At 68.5% G+C, this 26392-nt stretch carries 30 protein-coding genes; 14 read left to right on the top strand and 16 right to left on the bottom strand.

Translation table 11 applies throughout. The features are described from left to right. Positions 1 to 42: 42 nt before the first annotated feature. The 15 genes from BMW51_RS10840 to flgB all read right to left on the bottom strand — a co-directional run bounded on the left by BMW51_RS10840 (position 43) and on the right by flgB (position 12798). Complete coding sequence (locus tag BMW51_RS10840) at positions 43 to 882, bottom strand: glutaminyl-peptide cyclotransferase (RefSeq protein WP_177171635.1); 840 nt, start codon at positions 880 to 882, stop codon at positions 43 to 45. A gap of 89 nt (positions 883 to 971) precedes the next feature. After that, a complete protein-coding gene (locus tag BMW51_RS16360; RefSeq protein WP_093006302.1) occupies positions 972 to 1793 on the bottom strand; it encodes a cold-shock protein in 822 nt (273 codons plus the stop codon). Positions 1794 to 2054: 261 nt separating this feature from the next. Continuing rightward, on the bottom strand, positions 2055 to 2960 hold the full coding sequence (locus BMW51_RS10850) for a flagellar motor protein MotB (protein ID WP_093006304.1): 906 nt from the start codon (positions 2958 to 2960) through the stop codon (positions 2055 to 2057). Position 2961: 1 nt separating this feature from the next. Next, positions 2962 to 3825: a flagellar motor stator protein MotA gene (motA, locus tag BMW51_RS10855; RefSeq protein WP_019517553.1), complete on the bottom strand. Its 864-nt coding sequence runs from the start codon at positions 3823 to 3825 to the stop codon at positions 2962 to 2964. Positions 3826 to 3921: 96 nt separating this feature from the next. Continuing rightward, positions 3922 to 4851 carry a flagellin N-terminal helical domain-containing protein gene (locus BMW51_RS10860; protein WP_093006306.1) on the bottom strand — a complete coding sequence of 310 codons (930 nt, stop codon included), beginning with the start codon at positions 4849 to 4851 and terminating at the stop codon, positions 3922 to 3924. Further along, positions 4851 to 6185, bottom strand: coding sequence for a flagellar hook-associated protein FlgK (gene flgK, locus BMW51_RS10865; RefSeq protein ID WP_093006308.1), 1335 nt, complete (start codon positions 6183 to 6185; stop codon positions 4851 to 4853). The genes BMW51_RS10860 and flgK overlap by 1 nt, the downstream gene beginning before the upstream one ends. Further along, positions 6182 to 6523: a rod-binding protein gene (locus BMW51_RS10870; protein ID WP_093006310.1), complete on the bottom strand. Its 342-nt coding sequence runs from the start codon at positions 6521 to 6523 to the stop codon at positions 6182 to 6184. The genes flgK and BMW51_RS10870 overlap by 4 nt, the downstream gene beginning before the upstream one ends. Then, the gene (locus BMW51_RS10875; RefSeq protein ID WP_093006312.1) at positions 6520 to 7644 is read right to left on the bottom strand and encodes a flagellar basal body P-ring protein FlgI; all 1125 of its coding nucleotides are present in this window, start codon (positions 7642 to 7644) and stop codon (positions 6520 to 6522) included. Before BMW51_RS10875 ends, BMW51_RS10870 begins: the two co-directional genes overlap by 4 nt. A gap of 64 nt (positions 7645 to 7708) precedes the next feature. Further along, positions 7709 to 8434, bottom strand: a complete 726-nt coding sequence (locus BMW51_RS10880; RefSeq protein WP_093006314.1) for a flagellar basal body L-ring protein FlgH — start codon at positions 8432 to 8434, stop codon at positions 7709 to 7711. Between the two features lie 14 nt (positions 8435 to 8448). Next, complete coding sequence (gene flgG, locus BMW51_RS10885) at positions 8449 to 9237, bottom strand: flagellar basal-body rod protein FlgG (RefSeq protein WP_093006316.1); 789 nt, start codon at positions 9235 to 9237, stop codon at positions 8449 to 8451. 60 nt (positions 9238 to 9297) lie between these two features. Further along, entirely contained in the window at positions 9298 to 10050 is a 753-nt protein-coding gene (locus tag BMW51_RS10890) for a flagellar basal body rod protein FlgF (RefSeq protein ID WP_093006318.1), read from the bottom strand. Between the two features lie 38 nt (positions 10051 to 10088). Next, entirely contained in the window at positions 10089 to 11336 is a 1248-nt protein-coding gene (locus BMW51_RS10895) for a flagellar hook protein FlgE (protein WP_093006320.1), read from the bottom strand. 31 nt (positions 11337 to 11367) lie between these two features. Continuing rightward, a complete protein-coding gene (locus BMW51_RS10900) occupies positions 11368 to 12033 on the bottom strand; it encodes a flagellar hook assembly protein FlgD (protein WP_093006322.1) in 666 nt (221 codons plus the stop codon). Between the two features lie 2 nt (positions 12034 to 12035). After that, positions 12036 to 12443, bottom strand: a complete 408-nt coding sequence (flgC, locus tag BMW51_RS10905) for a flagellar basal body rod protein FlgC (protein WP_019517543.1) — start codon at positions 12441 to 12443, stop codon at positions 12036 to 12038. Positions 12444 to 12447: 4 nt separating this feature from the next. Further along, on the bottom strand, positions 12448 to 12798 hold the full coding sequence (gene flgB, locus BMW51_RS10910; RefSeq protein ID WP_093006324.1) for a flagellar basal body rod protein FlgB: 351 nt from the start codon (positions 12796 to 12798) through the stop codon (positions 12448 to 12450). Between the two features lie 166 nt (positions 12799 to 12964). On the opposite strand from flgB, the gene BMW51_RS10915 reads away from it, so the two are divergent. The 9 genes from BMW51_RS10915 to BMW51_RS16115 all read left to right on the top strand — a co-directional run bounded on the left by BMW51_RS10915 (position 12965) and on the right by BMW51_RS16115 (position 19514). Beyond that, positions 12965 to 13708 (top strand): MotA/TolQ/ExbB proton channel family protein, encoded by a 744-nt coding sequence (locus BMW51_RS10915; protein ID WP_425440988.1) that lies wholly within the window; start codon positions 12965 to 12967, stop codon positions 13706 to 13708. An 8-nt stretch (positions 13709 to 13716) separates the two neighbouring features. Next, a complete protein-coding gene (locus BMW51_RS10920; protein ID WP_143051852.1) occupies positions 13717 to 14247 on the top strand; it encodes an OmpA family protein in 531 nt (176 codons plus the stop codon). Then, positions 14244 to 14753 (top strand): flagella basal body P-ring formation protein FlgA, encoded by a 510-nt coding sequence (locus tag BMW51_RS10925; RefSeq protein WP_093006328.1) that lies wholly within the window; start codon positions 14244 to 14246, stop codon positions 14751 to 14753. Before BMW51_RS10920 ends, BMW51_RS10925 begins: the two co-directional genes overlap by 4 nt. A 69-nt stretch (positions 14754 to 14822) precedes the next feature. Then, the gene (locus BMW51_RS10930) at positions 14823 to 15113 is read left to right on the top strand and encodes a flagellar biosynthesis anti-sigma factor FlgM (RefSeq protein WP_093006330.1); all 291 of its coding nucleotides are present in this window, start codon (positions 14823 to 14825) and stop codon (positions 15111 to 15113) included. After that, positions 15100 to 15411 (top strand): flagellar protein FlgN, encoded by a 312-nt coding sequence (locus tag BMW51_RS10935; protein WP_093006332.1) that lies wholly within the window; start codon positions 15100 to 15102, stop codon positions 15409 to 15411. Before BMW51_RS10930 ends, BMW51_RS10935 begins: the two co-directional genes overlap by 14 nt. A gap of 82 nt (positions 15412 to 15493) precedes the next feature. After that, positions 15494 to 16372, top strand: a complete 879-nt coding sequence (locus BMW51_RS10940; RefSeq protein ID WP_093006826.1) for a lytic transglycosylase domain-containing protein — start codon at positions 15494 to 15496, stop codon at positions 16370 to 16372. Between the two features lies 1 nt (position 16373). After that, on the top strand, positions 16374 to 18464 hold the full coding sequence (flhA, locus tag BMW51_RS10945) for a flagellar biosynthesis protein FlhA (RefSeq protein WP_093006333.1): 2091 nt from the start codon (positions 16374 to 16376) through the stop codon (positions 18462 to 18464). After that, positions 18461 to 19237 (top strand): sigma-70 family RNA polymerase sigma factor, encoded by a 777-nt coding sequence (locus BMW51_RS10950; protein ID WP_093006335.1) that lies wholly within the window; start codon positions 18461 to 18463, stop codon positions 19235 to 19237. Before flhA ends, BMW51_RS10950 begins: the two co-directional genes overlap by 4 nt. A 100-nt stretch (positions 19238 to 19337) precedes the next feature. Continuing rightward, a complete protein-coding gene (locus tag BMW51_RS16115) occupies positions 19338 to 19514 on the top strand; it encodes a hypothetical protein (RefSeq protein ID WP_177171636.1) in 177 nt (58 codons plus the stop codon). Between the two features lie 287 nt (positions 19515 to 19801). Here BMW51_RS16115 and BMW51_RS10955 read toward each other — a convergent pair whose 3' ends face one another. Further along, positions 19802 to 20932 carry a flagellin N-terminal helical domain-containing protein gene (locus BMW51_RS10955; protein ID WP_093006337.1) on the bottom strand — a complete coding sequence of 377 codons (1131 nt, stop codon included), beginning with the start codon at positions 20930 to 20932 and terminating at the stop codon, positions 19802 to 19804. Positions 20933 to 21219: 287 nt separating this feature from the next. Here BMW51_RS10955 and BMW51_RS10960 point away from each other — a divergent pair, with 287 nt between their 5' ends. The 5 genes from BMW51_RS10960 to BMW51_RS10980 are packed head-to-tail and all read left to right on the top strand — an operon-like array spanning position 21220 to position 26391. Then, positions 21220 to 22518 (top strand): sigma-54 interaction domain-containing protein, encoded by a 1299-nt coding sequence (locus BMW51_RS10960; protein ID WP_093006339.1) that lies wholly within the window; start codon positions 21220 to 21222, stop codon positions 22516 to 22518. Then, the gene (gene fliE, locus BMW51_RS10965; RefSeq protein ID WP_093006341.1) at positions 22515 to 22874 is read left to right on the top strand and encodes a flagellar hook-basal body complex protein FliE; all 360 of its coding nucleotides are present in this window, start codon (positions 22515 to 22517) and stop codon (positions 22872 to 22874) included. The genes BMW51_RS10960 and fliE overlap by 4 nt, the downstream gene beginning before the upstream one ends. Before the next feature lies 1 nt (position 22875). Further along, on the top strand, positions 22876 to 24573 hold the full coding sequence (fliF, locus tag BMW51_RS10970) for a flagellar basal-body MS-ring/collar protein FliF (protein ID WP_093006343.1): 1698 nt from the start codon (positions 22876 to 22878) through the stop codon (positions 24571 to 24573). Continuing rightward, complete coding sequence (fliG, locus tag BMW51_RS10975; protein WP_093006345.1) at positions 24570 to 25592, top strand: flagellar motor switch protein FliG; 1023 nt, start codon at positions 24570 to 24572, stop codon at positions 25590 to 25592. The genes fliF and fliG overlap by 4 nt, the downstream gene beginning before the upstream one ends. A gap of 37 nt (positions 25593 to 25629) precedes the next feature. After that, a complete protein-coding gene (locus BMW51_RS10980; RefSeq protein WP_093006347.1) occupies positions 25630 to 26391 on the top strand; it encodes a FliH/SctL family protein in 762 nt (253 codons plus the stop codon). The last annotated feature ends 1 nt before the right edge of the window (position 26392 follow it).

Raw genomic sequence — 26392 nt, forward strand, 5'->3', positions numbered from 1 at the left:
TTTCGCAGCCTGCCCAGCCGTGCCGGGCCGGAGGCGCGACGCTCAGTTCTTCGGCAGCGTGATCTCGAACATCGTCGGCCACAGCTTGCCGGTCACGAACAGGCGCCGCTTGCCCGCATCCCATGCGATGCCGTTGGCGACCGCCTCTGGATCGGTCGCGCCCACCTCGGCGACGATGGCGCGCAGGTCGACGATTGCGGTGACGTGACCGCTGGCGGGGTCGATCCGAACGAGGAATGGTGCGTGCCACACGTTAGCGAGAATCTGTCCGTCGACCCACTCAAGTTCGTTGAGCTGCGTGATCGCGCGGCCGTTCAGCGTGACGTCGAGGCGGCGCTCGACCGCGAGCGTGGCAGGATTGTGGAAGGTGAGCGTGGCGGACCCATCGGAACGGATCAGCGAGCGCCCGTCGCTGGTCAGCCCCCAGCCCTCGCCGGTGTAGCGCGCGGTGCCGAGCGGCTTCAAGTTGCGCGCCGACCACAGATGCGCGATGCCGTCGTGCCACGTCAGGCTGACCAGCCGGTCCTTGTAGGCGGCCAGCCCCTCGCCGAACTGCGCGGGCGGGATAACGGCGCGCTGCTGCACCTTGCCCGTCGCCAGATCGACGCGGCGCACGTCGGAGCGCCCTTCGAGCCCGACGCTCTCGTATAAGGCACCGTCGTGCCAGACGAGGCCTTCGATAAATGCCTTTGCATCGTGCGGCGTGCGCGCGACGATAATGGGGGTGAGCAGCGGCGGGCGCGCGTCGGGCTGTGTCGCGGGTGCTGCGGTCGCGGGTGCCGCCTGCGGTGTCGCGGGCGCATCGGGTGCGCGCAGCGTGATTGCGGCCGCACCGGCGGCAGCGAGCGCGACCGTGGGCAAGATCATCCAACGCAGCGTCATGCGTGCCACCTACTCAATGCTGTCTGAACGAGAACGGCCCGCCCGGCGTGGTGCCGAACGGGCCGTCCCTGTCTCACCTGATCGAACGATCAGCTGTTCGGGGCGAGGTTCACCGCTGCGTACTTGCCGCGACGATCGACCTCGATCTCGAAGCTGAGCCGGTCGCCTTCGTTGAGCGTCGGCATACCGGCGCGCTCAACCGCCGAGATGTGCACGAACGCGTCGGGCTGGCCGTCGTCGCGCTGAATGAAGCCGAAGCCCTTCATCGCGTTGAAGAACTTGACGGTGCCGGTCGCCTTCTCGCCGGTCAGCGAGCGCTGCGGGCCACCCTGGCCACCGCGCGGGCCACCCGGTGCGCCACCGAAGCCGCCGTCACGCGGCGCACGATCCTGCACCGGCATCGGCTCGCCGTCGATCTTGAGGTCGGTCGCCGAGATGCGGCCACCGCGGTCGACGAGCGTGAAGCCGAGCGGCTGACCCTCGGCCAGGCCCGACAGGCCCGCCTGCTCGACCGCCGAGATGTGCACGAACACGTCCTCGCCGCCGTCATCGCGCACGACGAAGCCGAAGCCCTTCTGCGCGTTGAAGAACTTGACCACGCCGGTGCCCTCGCCGACGACCTGCGGGGGCATACCGCGACCACCGCCGCCGCCACCACCGAAGCCGCCACCGCCGCCGCGGAAACCACCGCCGCCGCCGCCGCCGAAGCCACCGCCGCCGAAGCCGCCGCGATTGCCGCCGCCGAAGCCGCCGCCACCACCGCCAAAGCCGCCGCCGCCGAAGCCGCCACGATCACCGCCGTCGAAACCGCCGCCGCCGAAGCCGCCGCCGAAATCGTCACCGCCGAAACCGTCGCGCTTGTCGCGTCCACGCCCACCGCGTGCACCGCGGCCGCCCTTGTCGTAACCCATAAACCTGTTCAACTTCCCGGTCCGCCCGTCGCATCCATTTCGAAAACCACGCGCAGGACGGCGAACGCGGCTTTCGGGGCGCGATCGAATAGGCGCCTTGCCCATCGCATAACCTATCGCGGAAGGCGGTGCGAATCGTTTTGTGCAGTCTTCGCCACAAAAAAAGCACAATGTGCCAAATCTGCCGCAAGTCGCGCACGTCGCAGCGCAGGCGCCATCAACGCGCTCGCCCAGCCCCGCCGACGAGTCGCGGGCGCTGGCTCAGGACCCGAAGGTGCCGGCGCGGTACAGCAGCGTGATTGCGACGCGGCGGTTGCGCGGGTCGCCCGGATCCTTGGCGATCATCGGCTCGCGGTCGGCGACGCCCTCGATCCGGTTGAAGCGCGCTTCCGGTATGCCGGCGAGCGCTAGGCGGCGCCTGGTCGCCTCCGCACGGCCCGAGGAGAGCATCCAGTTGTTCATCGCGCGCGGATCGCCGTAGGGCAGGCTGTCGGTGTGGCCGCGAATCATGATCGGGTTGCCGGTCGCGGCGATGCCGGTCGCGACGGTGCCGATCAGTTCGGACGCGCGCGCGTCGAGCGCGGTCGTGCCGAGCGCGAACATCGAGTAATCGGCGTCGTCGATCAGGTCGATCCGCATGCCGTCGGGCGTCATGGTGAAGCGGATGTGCTTGGCGAGCTTCGCGATGTCGGCCTTCTTCGCCATGCGCTGCATGACCTCGCGCTTCAGCTTGGCGAAGTTCTTCTGATCCTCCAGCATCGCCTCGCGCGGGGCGCTGCGCAGCGATCCCTTGGGACCGTAGCCGCTCTGCGCGCCGCCCTCCGAGCGGACAACCGTCGCGATCGCCTGCATGCTCGACTGCCCCGCCTGCGGGCCGAGCTTGTTTTGCGACATGATCGATTCGCCGCCGAACGGGCCGATGCCGCCGACACCCAGCGACTTGTTGTCGATCAGCGTCGGCGCGAAATAGTCGGCGATACCCTTGCGCTGCTTTTCCGTGGTGGCGCCGAGCAGCCAGAGCAGCAGAAAGAACGCCATCATCGCGGTGACGAAATCGGCGTAGGCGACCTTCCACGCGCCGCCGTGGTGACCGCCGTGACCCTCGATGTAGATCTTCTTGACGATGATCTTGGGCGGCACGTTGGTGCCGTGGGGTGCGCGCGCCATCTTACTTGCCGCGCAGGCCGTCGAACACTTCGGCGAAGCCGGGCTGGTTCTTGTGCTGGATGCCCGAGCGCGCCGCCTCGATCACCAGCGGCTGCGGGTGACCGTGGAGCGAGGCGATGATGATCTGCTTGACCACGTGGTAGATCGCGGCGTCGGCGTCGATCACCTGCTTCAACCGGCCCGCGAGCGGCGAGACGATGCCGTAGGCGAGCAGCACGCCCATGAAGGTGCCGACAAGTGCCGAGCCGATCATCCCGCCCAAAATCGAAGGCGGCTTGTCGATCGAGCCCATCGTTTTCACGATGCCGAGCACCGCGGCGACGATGCCGAGTGCCGGCAGCGCGTCCGCCAGGCTGGAGAGCGTCGTGTGCGGCCCCTCGACCTCGTGGTGGTGGGTCTTGATCGCGTTATCCATCACGTCCTCGACCGCGTGGACGTCGAGCGTGCCCGACGAGACGACGACGAGCCGGAGCGTGTCGGCGATCAGGTTGACGAGCGTGTGGTCCTTTAACAGCTTGGGATATTCGGCGAACACCGCGGAGGAGCTCGGGTCCTCGACGTGCGGCTCGAGCGCGATCGGCCCTTCCATCCGGAGCATCTTCATTAATTTCGACACCAGGAAGATGACGTCGAGATAGTCCTGCTTCTTGTACTTCGGGCCCTTGAATACCTTGGCGAGCCCGCCGCCCATCGCCTTCAATTCCTTGCCGGAATTGCCGATGATGAGCGCGCCCGCCGCCGCGCCGCCGATGATGAGCATTTCGTGCGGGATCGCCTCGAACACGGGGCCGAGTGCGCCGCCGGTGATCGCGAAACCACCGAACACCATGACGAGGAGGACAACGAGGCCGATGCCGGCGAACATGCGCGATTCCCTGGGTTATTCGACCGCATGGTTAACCGGCAGGTGGTAGCGAAGTGGTTAAGCGCGGCGGCGTAAAATAGCGCGCGCGTTCGACCTTTAGCGAATGTAGTCGAACAGCGAGAGCTGCGACAGCTTCGAGAAGCTCGCCTGCGTCGCCGACAGGATCGTCATCGTCTTCTGCAACTCGGTGATCGCGGTGGTCACGTCGACGTCTTCCATGTCGGAGCGCGCGGCCTCGCGATCGGTCCCCACTTGCGTGAAATAGGCCGCCTGCAAATCGACGCGGACCGCACGCGCACCGACCGAGGCCTGCGCCTGCGTCGTCTGCGCCGAGATTGCCGACAGATCGGCGTTGTCCGCGTCCGACAGCGTCCCGCCTGCCTCCAGCGTCGCGATCATCGAGGTGATGACCTCGCCGATGTCGCGCCCGGTGGTGGTACCGTCGTCCTTGATCTTGAGCACGTCGCGCGCGGCGACGCTCGGCTGCACGGTCTGACCCTCACCGATCGGGATCGCGGACGGCTGCCCGGCCGCGAAGGTGAGCGCGCCGGTAGCGGTCTGCGTGACGGCGGGCGTTTCCGCCTGCCCCGCGACCGCCGCTTCGGAGCCGCCGAACAGCGGCGCACCGCGCGCGTCCTTCGCATTGGCGAGACCGACGATGCTGGCGAGCACGTCCTTCAACTGCGTCGCGATCGCCTGCTTCGCGTCCTTCGACAAGGTACCGTTGCCGGCCTGCACCGCGAGCTCGGTCGCCTTCTGTAGCTGGTCGCCGATGCTGCCGAGCGTCGAGTCGGCGGAGGCGAGCACGCCCTGCGCGATCTTGACGTTTGCGCCAAAGGCGGCGTCGTTCGCGCCTGCGACCCGCATGCCCTGCAACCGCTGGTACGCGACCGCGTCGTCGGACGGTGCCTGAAGTTTCTTGCCGGTCGAGACCTGCGTCTGCAGCGCCTCGGCGCGCGCGGTGAGCGCGTTCATCGCGCTGGCGGAGCGGCCGTAGAAGCCGCTGGTGGCGAAACTGACCGACATCAGCGGATCTCCATCAGCGACTGGAACACGTCCTTCGCGACCGAGATGACGCGGCTGGACGCCTGATAGGCCTGTTGAAAGCGCAGCAGCTGCACCGCCTCATCGTCGAGGTTGACCGCGCTGATCTGATCGCGCGCGGTCGTCGCGCCCGACAGGATCGCGTTCTGCGCGTCGCCGACGATGCGGCGGTTGGCGATCGCGGCGGCGTTGCCGGCGACGAGGCCGGTGATCCCGCCCTCGAAATTGCCGCTGGCGCGCGCTGCCTGCAATTTGGCGAGGTTGCTGCCGTCGCGCGTGCCACCACCAACGGCGGCGGCAGCAATGCCGGCGGGATCGGTCATCGCGACGCTCATCCGCGTCGGATCGGCCGCGTCATAGGCGAAGATCGGCTGGCCTGCGGCGTTGTTGAGGTCGACGCCCTCGGCCTGGACCGCGTTGACGCTGTCGGCGAAGTCGCGTGCAGTGTCGGCGACCAGCCCGCGCGTATCGACGATCCGCTGCGCCGCGTCAGCGATGCCGGCGAGCGAGCCGCCGCTCGGCTGAAACGTCTGCGCATCCTTGCCGCGCGTGACGGTGAAGGTAACGTTGCCCTCCGGGCTACGCGCGTAGGAGACGATGCCGGCGTCGCGGCCCGAGACGAGCGTCGGCCCGACCTCTCCGCCGACACGAACGGTGGCGCGTCCGGCGGCGTCGAAGGTCGCCGACACGTCGGACAAAGCGCTCATCTGTTCGAGCAGCTGGTCGCGCTGATCGGCGAGGTTCGCCGCCGAGGCGGTGCCCGCCCCTGCCCGGCCGAGCCCGTCGTTCACCTTGGCGAGCGCGCTCGCGAGATTGGACAGCGTCGCGGCGTCGCCGTCGGCGGTCTGGTCGAGGTCGGTGACGACCTGGCTGAGCGCGGCGCCGGTCGCGGCGAAGCTCGAGGCGACGCTCTGCGCATTCTCGAGCATCACGCTGCGCTGCGCGCCCGAGGCCGGGTCGGCGGCGAGCGCGGTCGCCGAAGTGTAGAAACTGGAAAGGCGACCCGACACGTCGGCGCCGGTCATCGCGGTTTGGATGCGGTCGAGCCATGCCGAGCCCGCTTGCGTGCGCGACAGGTCGGCCCCGGCGCTGCGGACCGCGGCCGAGCGGATCGAGTCGGCCGCACGCTGCGTGCCCGTGACGAGGACGCCGTAGCCGTTGACGCCCTTGATCCCCGCGGCCGAAACCTCGGCCATCTGCGCGGTGCGGCGCGCGTAGCCGACCGTACCCGAATTGGCGATATTCTCCGACGTCGTCGTCAGCGCGCCCTGAAACGCGCGAACGCCGCTGGCGCCGATGGAGAGGAGATCGCTCATTCGGCCGGTTTGCCACCGCCCTCGTTAAGATTCGGTTGCCCGCGCCCCAGGAATTCGGTCATCGCACGGCCGATGCCGAGCGGCGTGTGCTCGGCCATCGATTGCACCGTCTTCTGATCCTGCATGTCGCGGAAGGTGTCGAGCGCCTTGCTGTCAAACAACGGGTCGGCGAGTTTCGCCTGCCGCATCGATTTCAGCATCATGCCGGTGAACACCGATTCGAACTGCTGTCCCGCCTTGGCGAGGTTCTCCTTGGTGTTCGCGCGCGCGAACGTGCCGGTGGCGCTGGTCGGTGTGAGCGACGCAGTGGCGCCAGCAATATTCGGGGTGTCGGTCACAGGACGATCAACTCCGCTTTCAATGCGCCGGCTTCTTTCAGCGCCTCCAGGATCGCGACGAGGTCCGCGGGGCTGGCGCCGATCGCGTTCACCGCCTTCACCACGTCGGCGAGCTTGGGGCCGGGATTGAGGAGGAACATCGGCTTGCGCTCCTCGTCGACCGAGACGCCCGACTTGCGCTCGAGCGCGGTCTGGCCCTGGCTGAACGGTGCGGGCTGGCTGATGCGCTGATTCTCGTCGATGCGGACCGTCAGCTTGCCGTGCGTGACGGCAGCGGCGCCGACGCGTACGGCGGAGTTGATGACGACCGTGCCGGTGCGCGCGTTGACGATCACCTTGGCGGGCGGCTCGGCACTGGCGACGTCGAGGTTCTCGATCTGGCTCATCAGTCCGGCGCGGATGTCGGCGCCGACCGGCGCGCGCACCGCGACCGAGACCGCGTCGATCGCCTGCGCGGTGCCGAAGCCCAGACGCTGGTTGATGGCTGCCGCGACGTTCTGCGCGGTGGTGAAATCGGCGCGCTGCAGATTGTAGGTCAGGAACGGCGTGTCGGCGAACCCGGTCGCGACCGCGCGCTCTACCGTTGCTCCCTCGGGGATGCGGCCGGTCGAGGGGACGTTGATGACGATCTTCGAGCCGTCCGCGCCCTCCGCTCCCAGGCCACCGACCGCGAGATTGCCCTGCGCCATCGCGTAGATCTGCCCGTCGGCGCCCAGCAAAGGCGCCAGCACCAGGCTGCCGCCGCGAAGCGACTTGGCCTTGCCCATCGACGCGACGGTGATGTCGATCCGCTGCCCCGGTTTCGCGAACGGCGGCAGCTCGGCGGTGATCATCACCACCGCGGCGTTCTTCAACCCCGGGTTGACGTTCGGCGGCAGCTGCAGCCCGAAGCGCGACGCGACCGCCTTTACCGACTGCACGGTATATTCGAGGTTGTCGTCCCCCGTGCCGGGCAGGCCGACGACGATGCCGTAGCCGGTCAGCTGGTTCGAGCGGATGCCCTGGAATCCGCCCAGGTCCTTGATGCGGTCGGCCTGCGCCGGCGCGGCGAACGCCGACAAGGCGGCAAGGGCAATGCCCGCGCGAACGATGAGCGAGCGAAGAAGGGAGAAGGTCTTCATGATCAGCGAACCTAGGCGAGGCATGGTTACCGCGACGCTAACGCAGTGCGTGTGATCGGGCCGATCAGAACGGCGAGATCACGCTGAAGAAGCGCGACAGCCAGCCCTGTCGGCTGGCGCGGGCGACATCGCCCTTGCCGGTGTAGGCGATCTGCGCGTCGGCGACGCGGGTGGACAGGACGCGATTGTTGATGTCGACGTCGGCGGTGCGCACCAGCCCCTTGATCTGCACATATTCGTCGCCGCGGTTGAGCGTCACGCGCTTCTGTCCCTGCACCAGCATCGTGCCGTTGGGGTAGACCTGCGCCACCGTGACCGAGACCTCGCCCGACAGCGAATTGGCCTGATCGGCGCTGCCTGCACCGTTGAAGTTGCGATTGCCGCTGGCGCGGATCGAATTCGGATCGATGAACGACAGCGGCCCGGTGGCGGGCGGGGTCAGCCCGCCGGCACCGGTCGAGTCGAGCTTCGACGAGGCGGTCTTCGACGCCGCCGTCCGCTCGACCAAGACGATCGTCAGCGGGTCGCCGACGCGGCGCGCGCGCCAACCCTCGGTCAAGGCGCCGTATCCTTCCGCGACGTGGAAGATCGCGCCGTCGGCGGGCGGCGGCGTGGCGGGTACCATCGGCGCGCGCACCGCGGTGAAATCCTCCGCCGGCTTCTTCGAGCCGAATAGCTTCGCATCGGCCGACGACGGCACGACCGCGGCGGCGACGAGCGCTGCGGCGGTGGCACCGAGCGCGAGCTCGATCCAGTGCGCGGAAAAGGAATGGGGCATGCGGCTGGCCATCGTCTGTTTCCGCGTCAGATGTTCTGGTTGACGTATTTGAGCATCTCGTCGGTCGCCGAGATCATCTTCGAATTGACCTCGTACGCGCGCTGCGTCTCGATCATGTCGACCAGTTCCTCGACCACGTTGACGTTGGATGCCTCCAATGCGCCCTGACGCACCTTGCCGCGGCCGTCCTCACCCGCGACGCCCAGGTTGGCGGCGCCCGACGATGCGGTCTCGCGCAGGTAATTGTCGCCGGTGCTCTGCAGCCCCGCCGCGTTGGGGAAGCTCGCGACCTGGATCTGCCCGAGGTTCTGCGCATCGGTCTGCCCCGGAACCGTCGCCGACACGGTGCCGTCCAAGCCGATCGTCACCTGCGTCGCGTTGGGCGGAATGTTGATGCCGGGCATCACCTGATAGCCCTCGCTGGTGATCAGCTGCCCCTCGGGCGAGCGCGAGAAATTGCCCGCGCGGGTGTAGCCGAGCTCGCCGCCGGGCAGCTGGACCTGAAAATAGCCGTCGCCGTCGAGCATCATGTCGAGCGAGTTGCCGGTCTGCTGCGTCGCACCCTGCGTGTCCATGCGCGCGGTGCCCTGCACGCGCACGCCGGTGCCGAGGTTCAACCCCGTCGCGTACTTGCTCTCCGCACTCGACGCCGCGCCTGCGGCGGTCACGACCTGGTACGACAGCGTCTCGAACGCCGCGCGGTCGCGCTTGTAGCCGGTCGTGTTCACGTTCGCGAGGTTGTTCGAGATGACGCGCATCCGCATGTCCTGGGCGTCGAGCCCGGTGCGCGCGATGTGCATGGCGGCGGTGGTCATGAGGCGGTTCCTGTTCGGTTATCTGGTCGGTTCGGGCGGGTCAGCGGTGGGAGCGTCGCGTCAGGTCGGCAGCCGCATCAGCGACGCGCTCGACTCGTCCATCGACTTGGCTTCCTTCAGCAGGTTCGCCTGCACTTCGTAGCTGCGCTGGTTCTCGATCATGTCGACCAGCGCCTTGGTCATGTCGACGTTCGACCCCTCGAGCGCGCCCGAGGCGAGTTTGGCATCGAGGTTCTCGGGCAGGTTGCCGCCGCCCTTGACGTGCAAGAGGTTGTCGAGCCCCTTTACCGTGGTCGAGCCCTTGTCCGACACCAGCTTGATCTTGTCGATAACGGTCGTCTCGGTCGCGGCGGCGCCCAAGGGTACGATCGAGATCGAGCCGTCACTGGCGATCGACAGCGACTGGTACGGCGGGATCGTGATCGGCCCCGACTGTCCCATCACCAGATAGCCGTCGCCGGTCTGGAGCGTACCCGACTGCGTCACGGACAGGTCGCCGCGACGCGTGTACGCCTCGCTGCCGTCGGCGGCCTGCACGCTCATCCAGGTGTCGTTGCCCGTCATCGCGACGTCGAGGTTGCGTCCGGTCTGCTGGAGTGCGCCGGGCGTACGGTCGGCGTCGGTCACCTCTTCCGCGGTCGGCTGACGTGCCGACAACGTCTGCGTGCCGTCCGACAGCGTGATGCGGTCGAACACGACGCGGTCGGCACGGAAGCCGGTGGTGGACGCGTTCGCCATGTTGTTGGCGATCGCCGCCTGCGCCGCCATCTGCGCGCGCAGGCCCGTCGCCGCGGTATAGACGAGCTTGTCCACCTATCCTGCTCCCAATCCTTGTTCTTGGCCCGGCTCGATTATGCGCGGATGTTGAAGATGGTCTGCGAGATCTGGCTTGCGGTATCGAGCGCCTTCGAGTTCGCTTGGAAGTTGCGCTGCGCCGCGATCAGGTTGACCAGCTCCTCGGTGATGTCGACGTTCGATCCCTCGATCGTGCCCGACATCAGCTTGCCGTAGCCGTTCTCGTTCGACGTTCCCATCGTGGCGGTGCCCGACAGGCCGGTCGAGGTCCAGTAATTGCCGCCGTTCTGCTTCAACCCCGTGGGATTGACGAAGTTGGCGAGCGCGACCTTGCCGAGCTTGACGCTGTCGCCGTTCGAGTAGCTGGCGGTGATGACGCCGCTCTCGTCGACCGCGACGCCCGAGAACTCACCCTTGGCGACACCGTCCTGCGTGCGCGACGCGACCGCGAACGGCTGCTTGGCGGCGGTGCTGCCCGACAGGTCGAACGTGATCGCGCGCGCGGTGCCGCCGGCGGGCGGATTGAAATTGAGCGCGGTTGCGCCCTGCGGTGCGGTCATGTTGCCGTCGCCGTCGAACGTGACCTTGGTGCCGTTACCGTTGTTCAGACCCACGCCGGTCGCGTAGCTGTACATCGTCCACGATGTCGCACCCGACGGATCGGTGGGCGTGTCCTTCACAAAATAGTTGGTCAGCGTCGTCACCTTGCCCTGATCGTCGATGATCGAGGTGCTGGTCGCAGTGTTGTAGCTCGACGGATCGGCGGCGTTGAACGGCGTGACGGTCGGAACGGATGCTGCCGCGTTCATCTGCATCTTAAGCGTCACCGCGGTGGTCGGCGTCGCTTCCCCGCTGGTCAGCGGGACCTGCACGTCGCCCAGCTTGCTGTTGGCGGGCACGGTGCCGTCGGTCTCGACCGCATAGGCCTGCAGGCGGCTGCCCTGCGTATCGGTGATGAAGCGATCGGTGCCGAGTGAGAAGGCGCCGTTGCGCGTGTACGCCTGCGTGCCGACCGCGTTGGGCATCTTCACCGCGAAGAAGCCGTCGCCCGAAATCGTCAGATCGAGCGAATTGCCCGTCGTCTGCAGGCTGCCCTCGCTGAACTGCTGGCGGTTCTGCTGCAGCACCGCGCCCGAGCCGACCATGCGGCGCGGGTCGGAGGTGAAGTTCGACGCCATCACGTCGGCGAACTCGCTGCGCGACTTCTTGAACCCGTTGGTCGACACGTTGGCGAGGTTGTGGCTGATCGTCGAGAGATCGGTCTGAGCGGCCTGCAGGCCCGAGAGCGAGGTGTAGAAGGACATGAGGGTTACTCCGAGGAAGAGATGAAGGTGATCAGCCGATCTGGCGAACGGCGCTGGCAGGAATTTCGCCCAGACCCGGTGCGGTCAGCACGGTCTGGCCGGTGGCGGTGGAAACGGACTGGACCGGCGCCCAGACGAGGTTGGTGGCGGACACGAACTGCCCGCCGTTCGACGCCGCGACGCTGACGGTGAACGGTCCTGAGCCCGCATCCTCGCCGGCGTCGGTCTTGCCGTTCCAGTCGTAGCTGATGGTGCCGCCGGTCTGCGGCCCAAGCGACAGGTTCTTCAGCACCATGCCGTTCGCGTCGGTGATCGTGACGCCGACGTCGCTCGCCGCGCCGCCCAGCTCGATCGCGCCCGCGACCCCGCCGGTCGTGCGCGCGTAGGCGGTCGTGCCCGGCGTCAGCACGGTCTTTCCGATATAGCTGACCGCGTCGGCGGTCGTCGTCGCGCCGAGCTTGTCCGAGATCGCCTGCAGCGTCGTCGACATCTGCGTGATGCCGGCCAGCGAGGAGAATTGCGCCATCTGCGCAACCATCTGCGTGTTGTCGACCGGGTTGAACGGATCCTGGTTCTTCATCTGCGCGGTCATCAGCTTCAGGAAGTCGCCCTGGTCGAGCGTCGTCTTCGCGCCGGTCAGCGCCTTGTTGGCGCTGGTCGCGACGGCGGTGCCGGTGGTGTTGGTGATCGTTGTCATCGTCAGCGACCCAGCTTGAGGGTGTCGATGATGAGCGACTTGGCAGTCTGCATCACCTCGACGTTGTTCTGGTAGGTGCGCGCCGATTCCATCATGTCGACGAGCTCGCGCGATTCATCGACCGCGGCCTCGAACACGTTGCCGTCCTTGTCGGCCATCGGGTTGGCGGGGTCGTAGCGCTTCGTCGGCGTCTCGCCCGCGGTGACGATGCGCTCGACATCGACCGTCGAAAGACCTGACGCGGCGTCGAAGCTGGTGCGGAACACGGGCTTGATCGTCTTGTAGGCGGCATCGGCCGACCCGGCGACGTTGCCGGCGTTCGCCAGGTTCGAGGCGCTGGTGTTCATTCGCGTCAGCTGCGCGGACATCGCGCGGCCGGCGGTCTGGAAGATGGTGACGGGTGTGCTCACGTGCTTATTCCCCCTTCAGCGCGCGGGTGATCTGGCCGATGCGCCCGTTCAGGAACGACAGCGTCGTCTGATACTGAACCGCGTTTTCGGCGAAGGCGGTCTGTTCCGAGGCGAGTTCGACCGTGTTGCCGTCCATGCTCGGCTGGCTTGGCACGCGGTACTTGGTTTGCGCGGTGATGCCCGCGTCGACGTTGCCGGTCGCGGTCGCGCTCGCCAGCGCCGACTTCCAGTCGACGTCGCGCGCCTTGAAGCCCGGTGTCGAGGCGTTGGCGATGTTGGACGCGAGCACGCCCATGCGCTGCGCCCGCACCTCCAGCGCCGATCCGTGTACCCCGAACAGACTGTCGCCAGCCATGTTTACTGCCTCCTGCGATGCGCCGAACGAGGCGCTCGCGGGAACATCAGCAAGGCGCGTGCCAGTTTTTCCGGCTACAGCGCGTGAACTGCGATGCCCGGTCTTCGCCGTGGGCAGGCGGCAAAGCCTTGCCGGTTGCCGGCAATCGCCCTTGCCGCCCCCGGCAGTGCCGGTAGCCTGGCGCGCATTTGCCGAGCGTGTCGCGCTGCCGGACGCACTTGGCCCGCGCCTTGCACAGGCGAGCGCGATGACACCCGGCACCTTTCTCGACCCGCTGGCACTCGCCATCGTGATCGGCGGCACCGCGCTCGCCACCGCGCTGCGCACACCGTTCGCCGACCTTCGGCGCGCGGTCGCGGCGCTCGGCGTGCTGACGCGGCGACGCTTTTCCGCCACCTCCTTGCTCGAACAGATCACCGCGCAGGACCGTATCGCCAGGCGGCACGGCGCGATGGCGCTCGACCGCAGCGTCATCGCCGACGCCGATGTCGCCGCAGGAATCGCGGGCGTGGTCGACGGCCTCGCGCCGGAGGTGATCGCGGCCGAGCTCGACGCGCGCCGCCGCGCGCGGATCGAGCGCCATCTCGCCGCCGCCGATTGCTGGGCGGGTGCGGCGGAGGCAGCGCCGGCGATGGGGATGGTCGGGACGATCGTGGGGCTGGTCGTCATGTTCACGCGGATGAGCGATCCCGCCGCGATCGGCGGGGCGATGGCGATTGCGCTGCTCGCCACGCTGTACGGCGCGCTGGTCGCCAATCTGATCGCCCTGCCGATCGCCGCGCGGCTTCGCGCCGCGGCGCGGGTCGAGGCGGCCGAGCGGCAGCGGCTGGTCGCGCCACTGGTCGCGCTTGCCGTGCGCGAGGCACCGCGCGCGAGCGGCGTCACCGCGATCCGGGCGAATGCGGCGTGAGCGTGCAGATGTCTCAAACGGCATTCGACGACGAACTTTCCGAGCTCACGCCGTCGCGCCCGTTGTGGCTGATGACGCTCGCCGATCTGGCGCTGCTGCTGGTCGGCTTTTTCGTGCTGCTCGAGGCCAATCGGCAGCTCGACCCGCGCGTGATCGCGCGTGCGGTGTCGGCCGGGCTGGGCGTCGAGCCGCCACCACTCGCGGTCGCGGCGCAGATCGTGCCCGGGTTCGAGCGCGGTTCGGCGCGCGTGCCGACCGACACAAACGCGCTCGTCGCCTGGGCGCGAACCGAACTCCGCGATCCGCGCGTCGCCTTGCGCGTGAGCGGCGCGACCGACGACAGCACGAGCGACGTCGACCCTGCCACCGGCAGCGCCGCGCTGCTCGCGACCGACCGTGCGCGCGCGGTCGCCGCTGCGCTGTCAGCGGCCGGCGTACCGATCGAGCGCACGCAAATCTCCAACGCTGACGCAGGGACTCGCCCCGCACGCCAGGTCCTCATCACGCTCGCCTTCGTCGGCGAGGAAGGAACACGATGATCATTCTCTCGCTTCTCGCCGCCGCGTCATTCCAGGACACCGGCTCGCTCGACCGCGCCGTTGCCGCCTTCACGGCGCATCCGGTCGGTAGCGAGGGCGGCGCGCGCGCGCCGGTCGATCCCAGGCTGCGGCTGGCGCAATGCCCGACCGTCGCGCTTTCGTGGCGCAGCGACGCGCATGACGCGGTGGTGGTGTCCTGCGCCGGTCCCGACTGGCGCATCTTCGTTCCCGTGCTCGCGCCGCCGCGCGCTGCGTCGGCAACACCGGCCGTGATGAACGCGGGCGCGGCGATGACGCCCAAGACCGCGCCGCCCGTCATCCGCCGCGGCGATCCCGTCACGATCGAGGCGGGGTCCGAAGGCTTCTCGATCACGCGCGAGGGGGTCGCGATCGCCGATGCAGCGCCCGGTGCGCGCTTCATGGTACGCGTCGACGGCACGCCGCGTCCGGTACAGGCTGTCGCGGTCGACGCGGGCCGCGCGACGCTGCCCGGCTGGAGCGAGTGAAAAAACTCCTAAAGTCCTCCACGCAACGGCCGTTTCCCTGCATGTCAGCGACAACCAACAGGTGCGGACATGGTGGAATCGGTCAAACCGACGACGATCAAGGCAAACGATTTGCGCATCGGCGCAGTCACGCGGGTGGCGAATGCCGCGCCCCCAGTGACGACCGCGCCTGCACAGACGCCCGCCGCCGCCGCACCCACGCTCGCGCGTGTGATGGCCGCTTCCGCGCCGATGGACGTGACGCGGATCGCGCTGATCAAGGAAGCGGTCGAGAACGGGCGTTTTCCGCTCTCCCCCGCGAGCGTCGCCGACGCGCTGATCGCCGCCAAGTACGAGTGGATGTCGCATGACGCGTCGTGATGCCCTGGTCCGCGTGATCGACGCGCTTCACGCCGAGATTTCCGCGCTGAAGACCAACGATGTCGCGGGCCTGGAACGCGCGACCAGCGGCAAGCTGCGCGCGATCGAGACGCTGCAGGCGCTGGGCGACGGTCCCGCGACGCCCGAACTGCGCGGGTTGGCGGAAGAAGCCGACCGGCTGAACGACACCTGCCGCATCTACGTCAATCTGATGGCGGCAAATGTTCGCCGCCGCCTGCAAGTCCTGTCCGGTGACAGTGCCGGCGCCTACGGCCGCGGCAAGCTCGCCTACGCCTGACGCACGCTGCCGGGGCGCGTGAACGCGCTTGGCACGCCCCTTGCTGATCGACCGGCTCGTAACAGGGCCTTTTCAGATCAGCATGACCGTTTCCGCGATCACCAGTGCGAGCCAGCGCGTCACCTCCGCGATTCAGCGGGCGTCGGCGCGCACCGGCATCAACTTCGATTACCTGATGGGTCAGGCGAAGCTGGAAAGCGGCTTCAATGCCAACGCGCGCGCGGGCACCTCGTCGGCGACCGGGCTGTACCAGTTCATCGAACAGAGCTGGCTGGCGGTCATGAAGCAGCACGGCGGCGAGCACGGGCTCAGCTGGGCAGCCGACAGCATTCAGAAGGTCGGCGGGCGCTACGTCGTCGCCGGCGGCAACCGCCAGGCGGTGCTGGGGCTTCGCAACGATCCCGAGGTCGCCAGCCTGATGGCGGCGGAGCACGCCAGCGACAACAAGGCCGCGATCGAGGGCGCGACCGGGCGCACCGCGACCGGCACCGACCTCTACATGGCGCACTTCCTGGGATTGGGCGGCGCCAAGCAGTTCCTGTCGGCGATGGCGAGCAATCCAGGCCGCGATGCCGCGAGCCTGTTCCCCGCCGCCGCGCGCGCCAACCGCGGTGTCTTCTATTCGAGCGATGGCAGCGCGCGGTCGCTGTCGCAGGTGTACGAGCGCTTTGCCAGCAAGCTGGGCGACGGCGCCGACGCGTCGGGCAGCGGCGTCGCCTCCACCGGCGGCCTGTCGACGATGCAGTTCGCCGCGCAGGCGCTGGGAATGGGCGACGACGCGACGGTCGTGACCGGCGCCGGCGAGAGCGCGAGCGATGCGCTGTCATGGGCGCGTTCGACGCTCGGGCAATTGGGGGGCCAGATCAAGGGCCAGACGGCGAGCCAAGCGTCGCTGCTGCGCCCCAGCCCCGATAATGCGCGGCTCGCCTATCTGATGCTCGCGTCGATGGGAGGCCGCTGACATGAAGCTGCTCGCCAACGCGCGCCAAGCGGCGCTACCCGCCGCGATCCTGCTGCTCGTCGTGCTGATGGTGGTGCCGATCCCGGCCGCCATGCTCGACATCTTCTTCATCATGAACATCACGATCAGCCTGGCGGTGCTGATGGTCGCGCTGAACGCCGAGAAGCCGCTCGACTTCTCCGCGTTTCCGACCGTCCTGCTGTTCGCGACGCTGTTCCGGCTCGGCCTGAACGTCGCGTCGACCCGCGTCGTGCTGGTCCACGGGCACGAGGGCGAGTCAGCCGCGGGTCACGTGATCGAGGCGTTCGGCACCTTCGTGATCGGGGGCGACTATGTCGTCGGCCTGTTCGTGTTCGCGATCATCGTCATCATCAACCTGATCGTCGTCACCAAGGGCGCGGGCCGCGTGTCCGAAGTGTCGGCGCGCTTCACGCTCGACGCGCTGCCCGGCAAGCAGATGGCGATCGACGCCGACCTGAACGCCGGCCTCATCACGCCTGACGAAGCGAAGAAGCGCCGCGTCGATGTCGCGACCGAGGCCGAATTCTACGGATCGATGGACGGTTCGTCGAAGTTCGTGAAGGGCGACGCGGTCGCAGGACTCTTGATCCTCGCCGCCAACATCGTCGGCGGCCTGATCCTGGGTCCGGTCAGCCACGGGCTCGGCATCGCCAAGGCGGCGCAGACCTATACCATGCTCGCGATCGGCGACGCGCTGGTCGCGCAGGTGCCCGCGCTGCTCCTGTCGATCGCCGCCGCGTCGATCGTGACCCGCGTCAAGTCGGAGAAGGACCTGGCGGGCCAGATCGGCAGCCAGTTCGGATCGGCGCGCACCTGGACTCCGGTCGCCGCGATCCTGACTTTGCTCGGCATCCTTCCGGGCATGCCGCACCTCGTCATCCTGCCGATCGCCGCGATCGCCGGATTCGCCGCGTGGAAGCTCCACCAGATCGCCAAGCGCCCCGCCCCCGCCGAACCCGCGCCCGTCGCCGAGGCACCCGATCTGTCGAAGATCGGCTGGGACGAGGTGACCGAGGGCATGATGGTCAACCTCGATATCGGTTACGGCCTCGTCCCGCTGGTCGACGAGCGCCGCGGTGCGCCGCTGATGGCGCGGATCACCGGCGTGCGGCGCCAGCTGTCGAAAGAGCTCGGCTTCGTCGTGCCGCAGGTCCGCGTTCGCGACGACATCAACCTCGCGCCCTACACCTATCGCCTGATGCTGGGCGGCGTGTGCGTCGGCGAGGATCAGGTGTCGCCCGACGAGATGCTCGCGCTCGACACCGGCCAGGGTTTTGGTGAGCTGCTGGGCAAGAAGGCGAAGGATCCGACCTTCGGGCTTGACGCGACCTGGATCGCGCCTGGCGACGCGGATGCCGCGACCGGTCAGGGCTATCTGGTGGTCGACGCGGGCACCGTGATCGCGACGCATCTGAACCACGCACTCGGCGCGAATTCATCCGACCTGCTGGGTGCGGACGAGGTGCAGGCGCTGCTCGATGGATTGAAGGAACGCTCGCCGCAGCTGGTCGCGTCGCTGTCGCCCAACCCGCTGCCGCTCACCACGCTGACCGCGGTGCTGCGCGCGCTGCTGGCCGAAGGCGTCACCTTGAAGGAATTCCGCCGCATTGCGGCCGCGATCTCGGCCTCGGCGCAGCACAGCGCCAATGCCGAGGAGATCGTCGAGCTGGCACGGCCGCTGCTGGGTGGCCTCATCATCCAGAAATTGGCGGGCGTGCGCGAGCCGCTGCGCGTCATGACGCTGGAGGGTGGGCTCGAGCAATTGCTCGGGCAGGCCGTCCGCGCCGACCCGTCGCGCCGTCACGTGATCGAGCCCGATCTCGGCCGCCGCATCGTCGACGCGCTGCAGGCCGCAGCGCAGCCGATGATCGCGGAGGCGAAGCCCTTCGCACTCGTCGTCCAGCCCGCGATCCGCGTGGCTGTCCGCAAACTCGTCCGAACCGTTCTGCCGGATACCCCTGTCATGAGCTTCTTCGAAGTACCCGAGGACAAGGCCGTCGAGGTCGTCGCCGTGATCGGCGGGGCGGCACAGCCCGCGCACGTCGGCCATCAGCAGGCGCTCGCCGCATGAGCGCCGAGCCGATGCGGAGCACGTTTGCCGACGCGCAGCCCGTCGCGACGCCTGCCCTCACCTCCAGCCCGCTCACCTATAGTCCGCGCGTACGCGCGCGCGACGACGCGGCGCTGGTGCAGGCGCACCTGCCGCTCGTCCGGCGGATCGCGTGGCACGTCCACGGCTCGGTCTCGACCGCGGTCGAGGTCGAGGATCTGATCCAGGTCGGGCTGGTCGCGCTGGTCGAGGCGGCGGCGTCGTTCGAGGATCGCGGCCAGGTGACGTTCAAGCAATATCTGACCACGCGGCTGCGCGGCAGCATGATCGACGAGCTGCGCCGCCACGCCGCAATGACGCGCGGCGCGATCCGCCGCCGGCGCGAGTTCGCGCGTGCGACCAACCAGCTGTCGACCGAACTCGGCCGCGCACCGGTCGAGCGCGAACTGGCCGATCGGCTGGGCGTTTCGGTCGAGAAGCTGCGCAGCGACTATGCCAGCGCCGACGCGGTCAAGTACGAGTCGATCGACGAGGTCTACGCCGACGACCAGCCGTGGTTCGCGAGCGACGAGCCCGACGCCTTCACGCAACTGGCCGAGGCCGAGCAGCGCGACACGCTGATCGCGGCGATCGCCAGCCTGCCCGAGCGCGAGCAGCTGGTGATCCAGCTCTACCACGTCGAGGAACTGAACCTGGACGAGATCGGCCAGGTGCTGGGTGTCGGTGCCGCGCGCGTGTGCCAGATCAAGGCCGCCGCGCATGCCAAGCTCAAGAGGGCGATGCTGCGCCGCTGACGCTGCCCTGACTTCTCCCGACCTGCCCCGCCCGCGCCCCAAGCGCCGGCGGGGTTTCTTTTGCGCGCGCGGTGCGTTCAACGTGCGAAGGAGAGATCAGATGACCGACCAGCGTAGCCCCGACCCCGAGCAGCCGATCGGCGACGTGGACGCGAGCGGTGTGCCGCTCGGCCACGAGGCGGAGCGACGCCCGGCCGAGGACGACGACGACACGGCCGCGCACGATGATGGCACCGACATGGATACCGACGACCTGACCGTGCAGGGCGGCGAGTAGCTAACCGGTCGAGACGAGCGTCGTCGCGGCAAGTTGACTGACTGCCGCGTCCGTCATCGGCGGCACGCGTGAAAGGTCGCGGAAAGTCCCGAAGGTCACAGCCCTACGCATGTGCGCGGGCGCGCGCGGCTGCGCGCGGGCGGATATAGCGATGTTAAAGAGCAGCTGAGTGGCGCCCTGGCGTACCGCGCGCGCGTAGGACAGCGCCGCTTGTGCTGCAGACAAGCGAAAGCCCCGGCGGCCGCGTGACCGCCGGGGCTTCGTTTCACCCGAAGGCTGGCTCGGGGTTAGCCGAGCAGCTTGAGCACACCCTGCGCCGACTGGTTGGCCTGCGCCAGCATCGCGGTCGATGCCTGCGACAGGATCTGCGCCTTGGCGAGCGCGGTCGACTCGGTCGAGAAGTCCGCGTCCTCGATCCGGCTCTTGGCGTCCGTCAGGTTAGTGACGTTCGAGGTCGCGTTGTTGACCACCGAGGTGAGGCGGTTCTGCGCCGCACCCAGCCCGCCGCGCACCGCGCTTAGGTCGGTCAGCGCCGCGTCGACAGTGTCGATCGTGTTGTTGGTATTGGCTACCGCTTCGTCGTTGAACGAGGCCGAGGTCGTCTCAAGGTCACGGCGTGCGACTTCGAGAGCAGCCGCGGAGCCCATGTAGTTCGCGTTGCCGGCGGTCGCGCTGCTCTTATCGCCCGCACCGTACACCGCCTCGCGCGCGTCATCCAGCTCACCCTTCGCCGTGGTCGTAGCCGCAGATGACGGATCCGCCGCATACGCATCGTCGTAAGCCTTCTGCTTTTCGGCATAGGTCTTCAGATCGTTGTTGTAGGTCGTCTGCGCGCCCGTCACTGCGGTCTTTGCCGCCGCGACATCAGCGTTGTTACCTGAGTCGAGGTTGACGCGAAGGCTGCTGGAGAGGCTCGTAACGTCGAGACCCTTGATCGTGATGCCGATCTGGCTGCCGCTGTCCGAACCGGTCTGGATGTTGATGGTCTTCGATCCACCGGCCGAGTCGAACAGCGAGACGCCGTTGAACTTCGTGTTCTTGATCACGTCGGTGATCTGCGAGCCGAGCGCCGACACTTCGGCCTGGAGCGCGTCACGGTCCGAGGCGCTGTAGGTACCCGATGCCGACTGCACCGCCAGTTCGCGAACGCGCTGCAGCATGTTGCTGACTTCGTTCAGCGCGCCGTCGGCAGTCTGCGCCAGGCTGATGCCGTCGTTGGCGTTGCGGATCCCCTGGCTCAGGCCGCGGATCTGCGCGGTCATCGACTGCGAGATGGCGAGGCCGGCGGCGTCGTCCTTGGCCGAGTTGATGCGCTTGCCGGTCGACAGGCGCTCCATCGCGGTCGACAGCGAAGCGGACGCGCTCATCGAGGCGTTGGTGGCGCGCATGGCGGAGGTGTTGGTGTTGATTACGGTCACGGTGAAGTCCCCTTCAATCGAGATTGCCGGGCCCGCTTCACGTTTCGTCGGGCCGTCACCGCATCAAACGACCGCCCGGCGGCGGGCTTAAGCGACTTTTCGCGAGAAATTTCGGGCGGCTTTCGCGGTCGGCACGCCGCCTCGCGCGCCCTTGCCCGTGTGTAGATACACCCCGCGCGTGCTCGTGTGGGCGCGCCCGGAAAATATCTGCCGCTCGGGCGGCAACGATACCCGGCGTTAACCAATTCGGCGGCAAAAGGAGGTCATCAACTAGGGAATCGATTTTCATGCGTTCGATCGTGCCGTCGGCGAGAGTGATGAACGAGCATCTGACGCTCGTGTCGTCCTTGCGCGCGCAGGGGTTCGCGGTGGAGCTACCGGGTGGCCGCGCGCAGGCGGGTGCCGGGCATCTGGTCGCCGAGGGCGAGGCGATGGCGGTGCCTTCGCGCACGCTGATCGTCGCGCGGCCGGAAGCGGGCGAGACACCCGGCGTTCAGCCATTCCGCGACGGGCAGCCGGCGCGGATCAGCTACGCGCACGGCGATGCTGCGGTTGGCAACGCGTTCGCGCGCGCGCTGATCGGCGGGCCCGAGCTGCCGACCGCCGCCGACCCCGAGAGCCTGGCGTTGCTGGCACTCGCCGAGCGTGTCGCGGAAGCCGATATCACCGTCCTGATCAACGGGCCGACCGGCACCGGCAAGGAAGTGCTGGCGCGCACGATCCACGCGAACTCCGCGAGGGCCAACGGCCCGTTCGTCGCGCTCAACTGCGCCGCGCTGCCGGAAACAATGCTGGAGGCGATGCTGTTCGGGCACGTCAAGGGCAGCTTCACCGGCGCGACCGCGGCGGGCGACGGATTCTTTCGCGCGGCGCACGGCGGCACGATCCTGCTCGATGAGATTGCGGAGATGCCGATCGGCTTGCAGGCCAAGCTCTTGCGTGTGCTGCAGGAGCGCGAGGTGGTGCCGATCGGCGCGACGCAGCCCGTCCCGGTCGACGTGCGCGTCATCGCCTGCGCTAACCGCGACCTGCAGGCCGAGGTCGCCGCGGGCCGCTTCCGCGCCGATCTCTACTACCGCCTGTCGGTGTTCCCGCTGACCACCAAGGCGCTGGCCGAGCGGCCGCAGGACATCCCCGCACTCGCCGCGACGATGATCCTGCGCCACGCCGGCACGCGCTCGACGGTGCCGTGGCCGTCGGATGACGCGATCGCCGCGCTCTTGGCGCACGACTGGCCCGGCAACGTGCGCGAGCTGGAGAATGTGATCCAGCGCGCTTTGCTGTTCGCCGGCAACGCCGACCGGATCGAGGCGAGCCATATCCTGTTCGATCGCCCGGTCGCGGCACCCGCCGCGATTTCGCTTCCCGCAGTCGAGCAGGTCGACGAGCCCGCGACGCTGGGACAGGTCGTGCAGCTGTCCGAGTTCGCCAAGATCCGCGAAACGCTGGCGGCGTGCGGCGGAAGCCGGATCGAGACGGCGAAGCGCCTCGGCATTTCCGAGCGCACGCTGCGCTATCGCCTGGCCAAGGCGCGCGAGCAGGGTGACGACCTCGCCTCCGCCACGCTCCGGGTCGTCGGCGCATGAGCGCGATCGGGGGCGTCGGCGGCGTCGACCGGGTGATGGCGCTGCGCGCGCAGATCCTGGAGCGCAACAGCGCGTTGCAGCGCGCGAACACCGCCGCGGCGGCGCCCGCGGTCGACAGCGCGACGGCGGCCGCGCCGACCAGCTTCGCCGACACGATGCAGAACGCGCTCGCCAAGGTGAACGACGGCCAGCAGCGCGCGAGCGCGCTGTCGGAGCAGTATGAGCGCGGCGAGACGATCGACATCGCCAAGGTGATGCTCGCGCGTCAGGAGGCATCGGTCGGCTTCGAGGCGACGATGCAGGTCAGGAACAAGATCTTGTCCGCCTACAAGGACATCATGAGCATGCCGGTCTGACATGAGCAACGCACTCGCGCCCTCCACAAACCTCGTGCCCGAGAAGTTCGCCAACCCGCTGCGGCAGATCCAGGGCGCGCTCGCGCAGCCCGCGGTCCGCCGCGCAGGCCCGATGGCGCTGATGGTCGGGCTGATCGGCGCGGCCGGGCTCGCCTGGTCGGCCTTGTCGACGCCGCCGCAGAAGACGCTGTTCGCGGGGCTCCCCGACGCGGACAAGGCGGCAGTGACGAGCGCGCTGACTGCCGCCAATATCCCTAGCCATATCGACGACGGCGCGGGTACGCTGACCGTCAACGAGGAGGATTATTCCAAGGCGCGGCTGCTGCTCGCGGGACAGGGGCTGCCCAAGGCCGCACCGGGCGGCTACGCGATCCTCGACCAATTGCCGATGGGCGTCAGCCGCGCGGTCGAGGGCGAGCGGTTGCGCCAGGCGCGCGAGACCGAACTCGCCCGCTCGATCCAGGAGATCGACGCGGTTGCGGAAGCGCGCGTCCACCTGGCGGTACCCGAGTCGACCGTGTTCGTGCGCGACAATGCCGCACCCTCGGCATCGGTCGTCATCAAATTGCAGGCCGGGCGGTCGTTGTCGGACGCGCAGGTATCGTCGATCGTTAACCTCGTCGCCTCGTCGGTGCCGGGAATGAAGCCCGACGCGGTCACGGTGGTCGATCAGCTCGGCGCGTTGCTGAGCAAGTCGGGCGACGGTGCAAACGACAGCGGCGACGCGCGGCTGCGCGTGCAGCGGCAGGTCGAGGACAAGGTGCGCCAGCAGCTGAACGCTCTGCTGACCCCGCTGGTCGGCGCGGGCAATTTCACCGCGGAGGTGCAGGCCGACGTCAACATGGACGAGACCAGCGCGACGCGCGAGAGCTACGAGAAGCAGGGCGCGCTGCGCGCCGAGACGGGCAACTGGACCGGCAATCAGGCGAACACGCAGGCGCCGGGCGGTATCCCCGGTGCGCTGAGCAACACGCCCCCGCCCGCGTCGCAGCTGTCGACGCCGCAGCCGGCGACCGGCAACCCCGGCACGCCCGCGGGTGCACCGGTCGCGGGCGGCCCTGCCCCCGACGCGAACAAGCAGTCCGACTCGTTCCAGCGCGCCTATGATCTCGGCAAGGAAGTGTCGGTGACGCGCGCGGCGCCAGGCAGCATCAAGCGCCTCTCCGTCGCGGTGTTGCTGCGAGATCCCGAGAAGGGTCGCCGTACCGCGATGGAGTTGGGGCAGATCGACAGCCTGGTAAAGTCGGCGGTCGGCTTCGATGGCAATCGCCAGGATCAGGTGACCGTTATCAGCCGCAAGTTCGCCGGCGCCGATGAGGCGGCGAAGGACGGCCCGGCGTGGTACGACAACAGCTGGCTGCCCGTGCTGGCGCGCAACCTGACTGCGATCGTCATCGCGCTGCTCGTCCTGCTGCTGGGCGTGCGTCCGATCGCCAAGGTGCTGATGAAGAAGCGCGAGGAGGCGACGCCCGCGCTCGCCGCGCCGGCCACGCTCGACGCGGACGGCAATCCGCTGCCTGCGGTCGATGCCGACGGCAATCCCGCGATCAGCGTCGCGCCGCCGGTCAGCCTGGAGCAGATCGCCGCCAGCCGCAGCTACGAGGAGAAGATCGGCGCGGTTCGCGGGTTCACCCGCGACAATCCCGCGCGCGCCGCGCTCGCGGTGCGTGACATGATCATGGCGGACGCGAAGTCATGAGCGAGCAATTGCCGATGCGCCACTTCACGGGCGTCGAGCGCGCCGCGGTGCTGATGATGCTGGTGGGCGAGGAAGAAGCCGCCGCGATCCTGCAGAAGCTGGAGCCGGAGGAAGTCCGCCGCCTGGGCAGCGCGATGTTCGCGGTCGCCGATGTGAGCGAGGACGATGTCGAGCTGGTGCTCGACGATTTCGTCGGCCGCGCGCGTGAGCGCAACGGGATTGCGTTCGATCCGCGCCCGCACGTCGCAGCGGTCATGAATCGCGCGCTCGGCCCCGAGAAGGCGGAAAGCGTGCTCGCGCGCATCACGCCGGCCGAGGCCGCGTGCGAGATCGAGCTGCTCGACTGGTTGGACGCGCCCGAAATCGCACAGATGCTGGAAAAGGAGCATCCGCAGATCGCCGCGGTGCTGATCGCCAATCTCGATCCCGCGGTCGGCAGCCAGGTGCTCGAACTGCTGCCCGACGCGGTGCAGCCCGACATTCTGCACCGGATTGCGAAGCTCGGCCCGATCACGCCCGAGGCGGTCGAGACGCTGCGCCAGATGATCGCCAACCGCACCGCGACGCGGTCGGGTCGCGGTCCGGCGCAAGGGTTGCAACTGGGCGGCACGCGCGAGGCGGCGAAGCTGCTGCAGGGTGCGCGCAAGGCGACCGAACAGCGCGTCATGCCCAAGCTGTTCAAGCTCGACCGCGATGTCGCGAAGCAGATCGAGGAGGCGATGTTCGTCTTCGACAACCTGCTCGACATGGACGACAAGAACCTGGGCACGCTGATCCGCAACGTCGACGGCGACGTGCTGACGCGCGCGCTGAAGGGCGTCGACGAGATCGCGCGCAACCGCTTCCTCGGCTGCATGTCCGCGCGCGCCGCAGACGGCATCCGCGACGAGATGGAAGCGCGCGGGCCGATGAAGCTGACCGACGTGCTGGAAGCGCAGAAGGCGATGATCCAGGTCGCACGCAACCTTGCCAAGGACGGCACGATCCAGATGGGCGCGGGCGACGACGATTATGTCTGAGCTGGTGTTCAACGCCCAAAAAGAAGCGAGGTCATCGATGGCGGATGCTGGCGGTTTCGTCGTCGGTTTCCCCGCGCGCCGCGACGCCGCCGCGATGGCGCTGGCCGACGCGCACGCGACGCGCGCCTCCGGCTTTACCCCCGCAGAGCTGATCGCGCGGATCGAGGAAGCGTTCGGCGGCGGGCCGAAGCATTTCTCACCCGCACCGGCGGGCGCGCCCGCGCCGCAGCACTTCTCACCCGCAGACCGCGACACTGATCCGACCGCGGGCTGGGATCCGATGGACGCAGACGCCGAGCCGACGCCCTTCATCGATCCCGTCGAGACCGCGCGCGAGCAGGGATACGCCGAGGGCGTCGCCGCGGCGCGTGCCGAGATGGAGGCGACTGCGGCGCGCGATGGTGCGATGCTGACCGGGCTCGCCGCCGCGCTGGCGCAGGCGGGCGGGTTCGACCGCGACCTGCTCGCCGGACGTTTGCGTGCGACCGTGATGACGCTCGTGTCGCGCGTGATCGGTGAGGCGGGCGTCTCCGCCGAGCTGCTGGCGCGACGCGTCGAGGCGGCGACCGATCTGTTGGCGGATGCGAGCGAGTCGGCGATGCTGCGCGTCCACCCCGATGACGTGGCGCTGCTCGACGGACATCTGCCCGCGACCGTGTTCGCGGTCGGCGACGAACAGGTGGCGCGCGGCAGCTTCGTGCTGGAGGCCGCGTCGACGATCGTCGAGGACGGGCCGGCGATGTGGCTCGACCAGCTGACCGCCGCGATCGACCGCGTCGCGCTCCCCACCCACGCCTGAT

Source organism: Sphingomonas palmae (assembly GCF_900109565.1).
Taxonomy (GTDB): Bacteria; Pseudomonadota; Alphaproteobacteria; order Sphingomonadales; family Sphingomonadaceae; genus Sphingomonas; species Sphingomonas palmae.

Excerpts from the sequence above, each read along its gene's own strand:
- BMW51_RS10900 (WP_093006322.1), bottom strand. The coding sequence starts at position 12,033 with ATGACAACGATCACCAACACCACCGGCACCGCCGTCGCGACCAGCGCC.
- BMW51_RS10980 (WP_093006347.1), top strand. The coding sequence starts at position 25,630 with ATGGCGGATGCTGGCGGTTTCGTCGTCGGTTTCCCCGCGCGCCGCGAC.
- fliE (WP_093006341.1), top strand. The coding sequence starts at position 22,515 with ATGAGCGCGATCGGGGGCGTCGGCGGCGTCGACCGGGTGATGGCGCTG.
- BMW51_RS10935 (WP_093006332.1), top strand. The coding sequence starts at position 15,100 with ATGACGCGTCGTGATGCCCTGGTCCGCGTGATCGACGCGCTTCACGCC.
- motA (WP_019517553.1), bottom strand. The coding sequence starts at position 3,825 with ATGTTCGCCGGCATCGGCCTCGTTGTCCTCCTCGTCATGGTGTTCGGT.
- BMW51_RS10875 (WP_093006312.1), bottom strand. The coding sequence starts at position 7,644 with ATGAAGACCTTCTCCCTTCTTCGCTCGCTCATCGTTCGCGCGGGCATT.
- flgB (WP_093006324.1), bottom strand. The coding sequence starts at position 12,798 with ATGGCTGGCGACAGTCTGTTCGGGGTACACGGATCGGCGCTGGAGGTG.
- BMW51_RS16115 (WP_177171636.1), top strand. The coding sequence starts at position 19,338 with ATGACCGACCAGCGTAGCCCCGACCCCGAGCAGCCGATCGGCGACGTG.
- BMW51_RS10895 (WP_093006320.1), bottom strand. The coding sequence starts at position 11,336 with ATGTCCTTCTACACCTCGCTCTCGGGCCTGCAGGCCGCTCAGACCGAT.
- BMW51_RS10950 (WP_093006335.1), top strand. The coding sequence starts at position 18,461 with ATGAGCGCCGAGCCGATGCGGAGCACGTTTGCCGACGCGCAGCCCGTC.
- BMW51_RS16360 (WP_093006302.1), bottom strand. The coding sequence starts at position 1,793 with ATGGGTTACGACAAGGGCGGCCGCGGTGCACGCGGTGGGCGTGGACGC.
- BMW51_RS10880 (WP_093006314.1), bottom strand. The coding sequence starts at position 8,434 with ATGGCCAGCCGCATGCCCCATTCCTTTTCCGCGCACTGGATCGAGCTC.
- BMW51_RS10860 (WP_093006306.1), bottom strand. The coding sequence starts at position 4,851 with ATGTCGGTCAGTTTCGCCACCAGCGGCTTCTACGGCCGCTCCGCCAGC.
- BMW51_RS10925 (WP_093006328.1), top strand. The coding sequence starts at position 14,244 with ATGATCATTCTCTCGCTTCTCGCCGCCGCGTCATTCCAGGACACCGGC.
- flgK (WP_093006308.1), bottom strand. The coding sequence starts at position 6,185 with ATGAGCGATCTCCTCTCCATCGGCGCCAGCGGCGTTCGCGCGTTTCAG.
- BMW51_RS10940 (WP_093006826.1), top strand. The coding sequence starts at position 15,494 with ATGACCGTTTCCGCGATCACCAGTGCGAGCCAGCGCGTCACCTCCGCG.
- fliG (WP_093006345.1), top strand. The coding sequence starts at position 24,570 with ATGAGCGAGCAATTGCCGATGCGCCACTTCACGGGCGTCGAGCGCGCC.
- flhA (WP_093006333.1), top strand. The coding sequence starts at position 16,374 with ATGAAGCTGCTCGCCAACGCGCGCCAAGCGGCGCTACCCGCCGCGATC.
- fliF (WP_093006343.1), top strand. The coding sequence starts at position 22,876 with ATGAGCAACGCACTCGCGCCCTCCACAAACCTCGTGCCCGAGAAGTTC.
- BMW51_RS10930 (WP_093006330.1), top strand. The coding sequence starts at position 14,823 with ATGGTGGAATCGGTCAAACCGACGACGATCAAGGCAAACGATTTGCGC.
- flgG (WP_093006316.1), bottom strand. The coding sequence starts at position 9,237 with ATGACCACCGCCGCCATGCACATCGCGCGCACCGGGCTCGACGCCCAG.
- BMW51_RS10920 (WP_143051852.1), top strand. The coding sequence starts at position 13,717 with ATGTCTCAAACGGCATTCGACGACGAACTTTCCGAGCTCACGCCGTCG.
- BMW51_RS10850 (WP_093006304.1), bottom strand. The coding sequence starts at position 2,960 with ATGGCGCGCGCACCCCACGGCACCAACGTGCCGCCCAAGATCATCGTC.
- BMW51_RS10960 (WP_093006339.1), top strand. The coding sequence starts at position 21,220 with ATGCGTTCGATCGTGCCGTCGGCGAGAGTGATGAACGAGCATCTGACG.
- BMW51_RS10840 (WP_177171635.1), bottom strand. The coding sequence starts at position 882 with ATGACGCTGCGTTGGATGATCTTGCCCACGGTCGCGCTCGCTGCCGCC.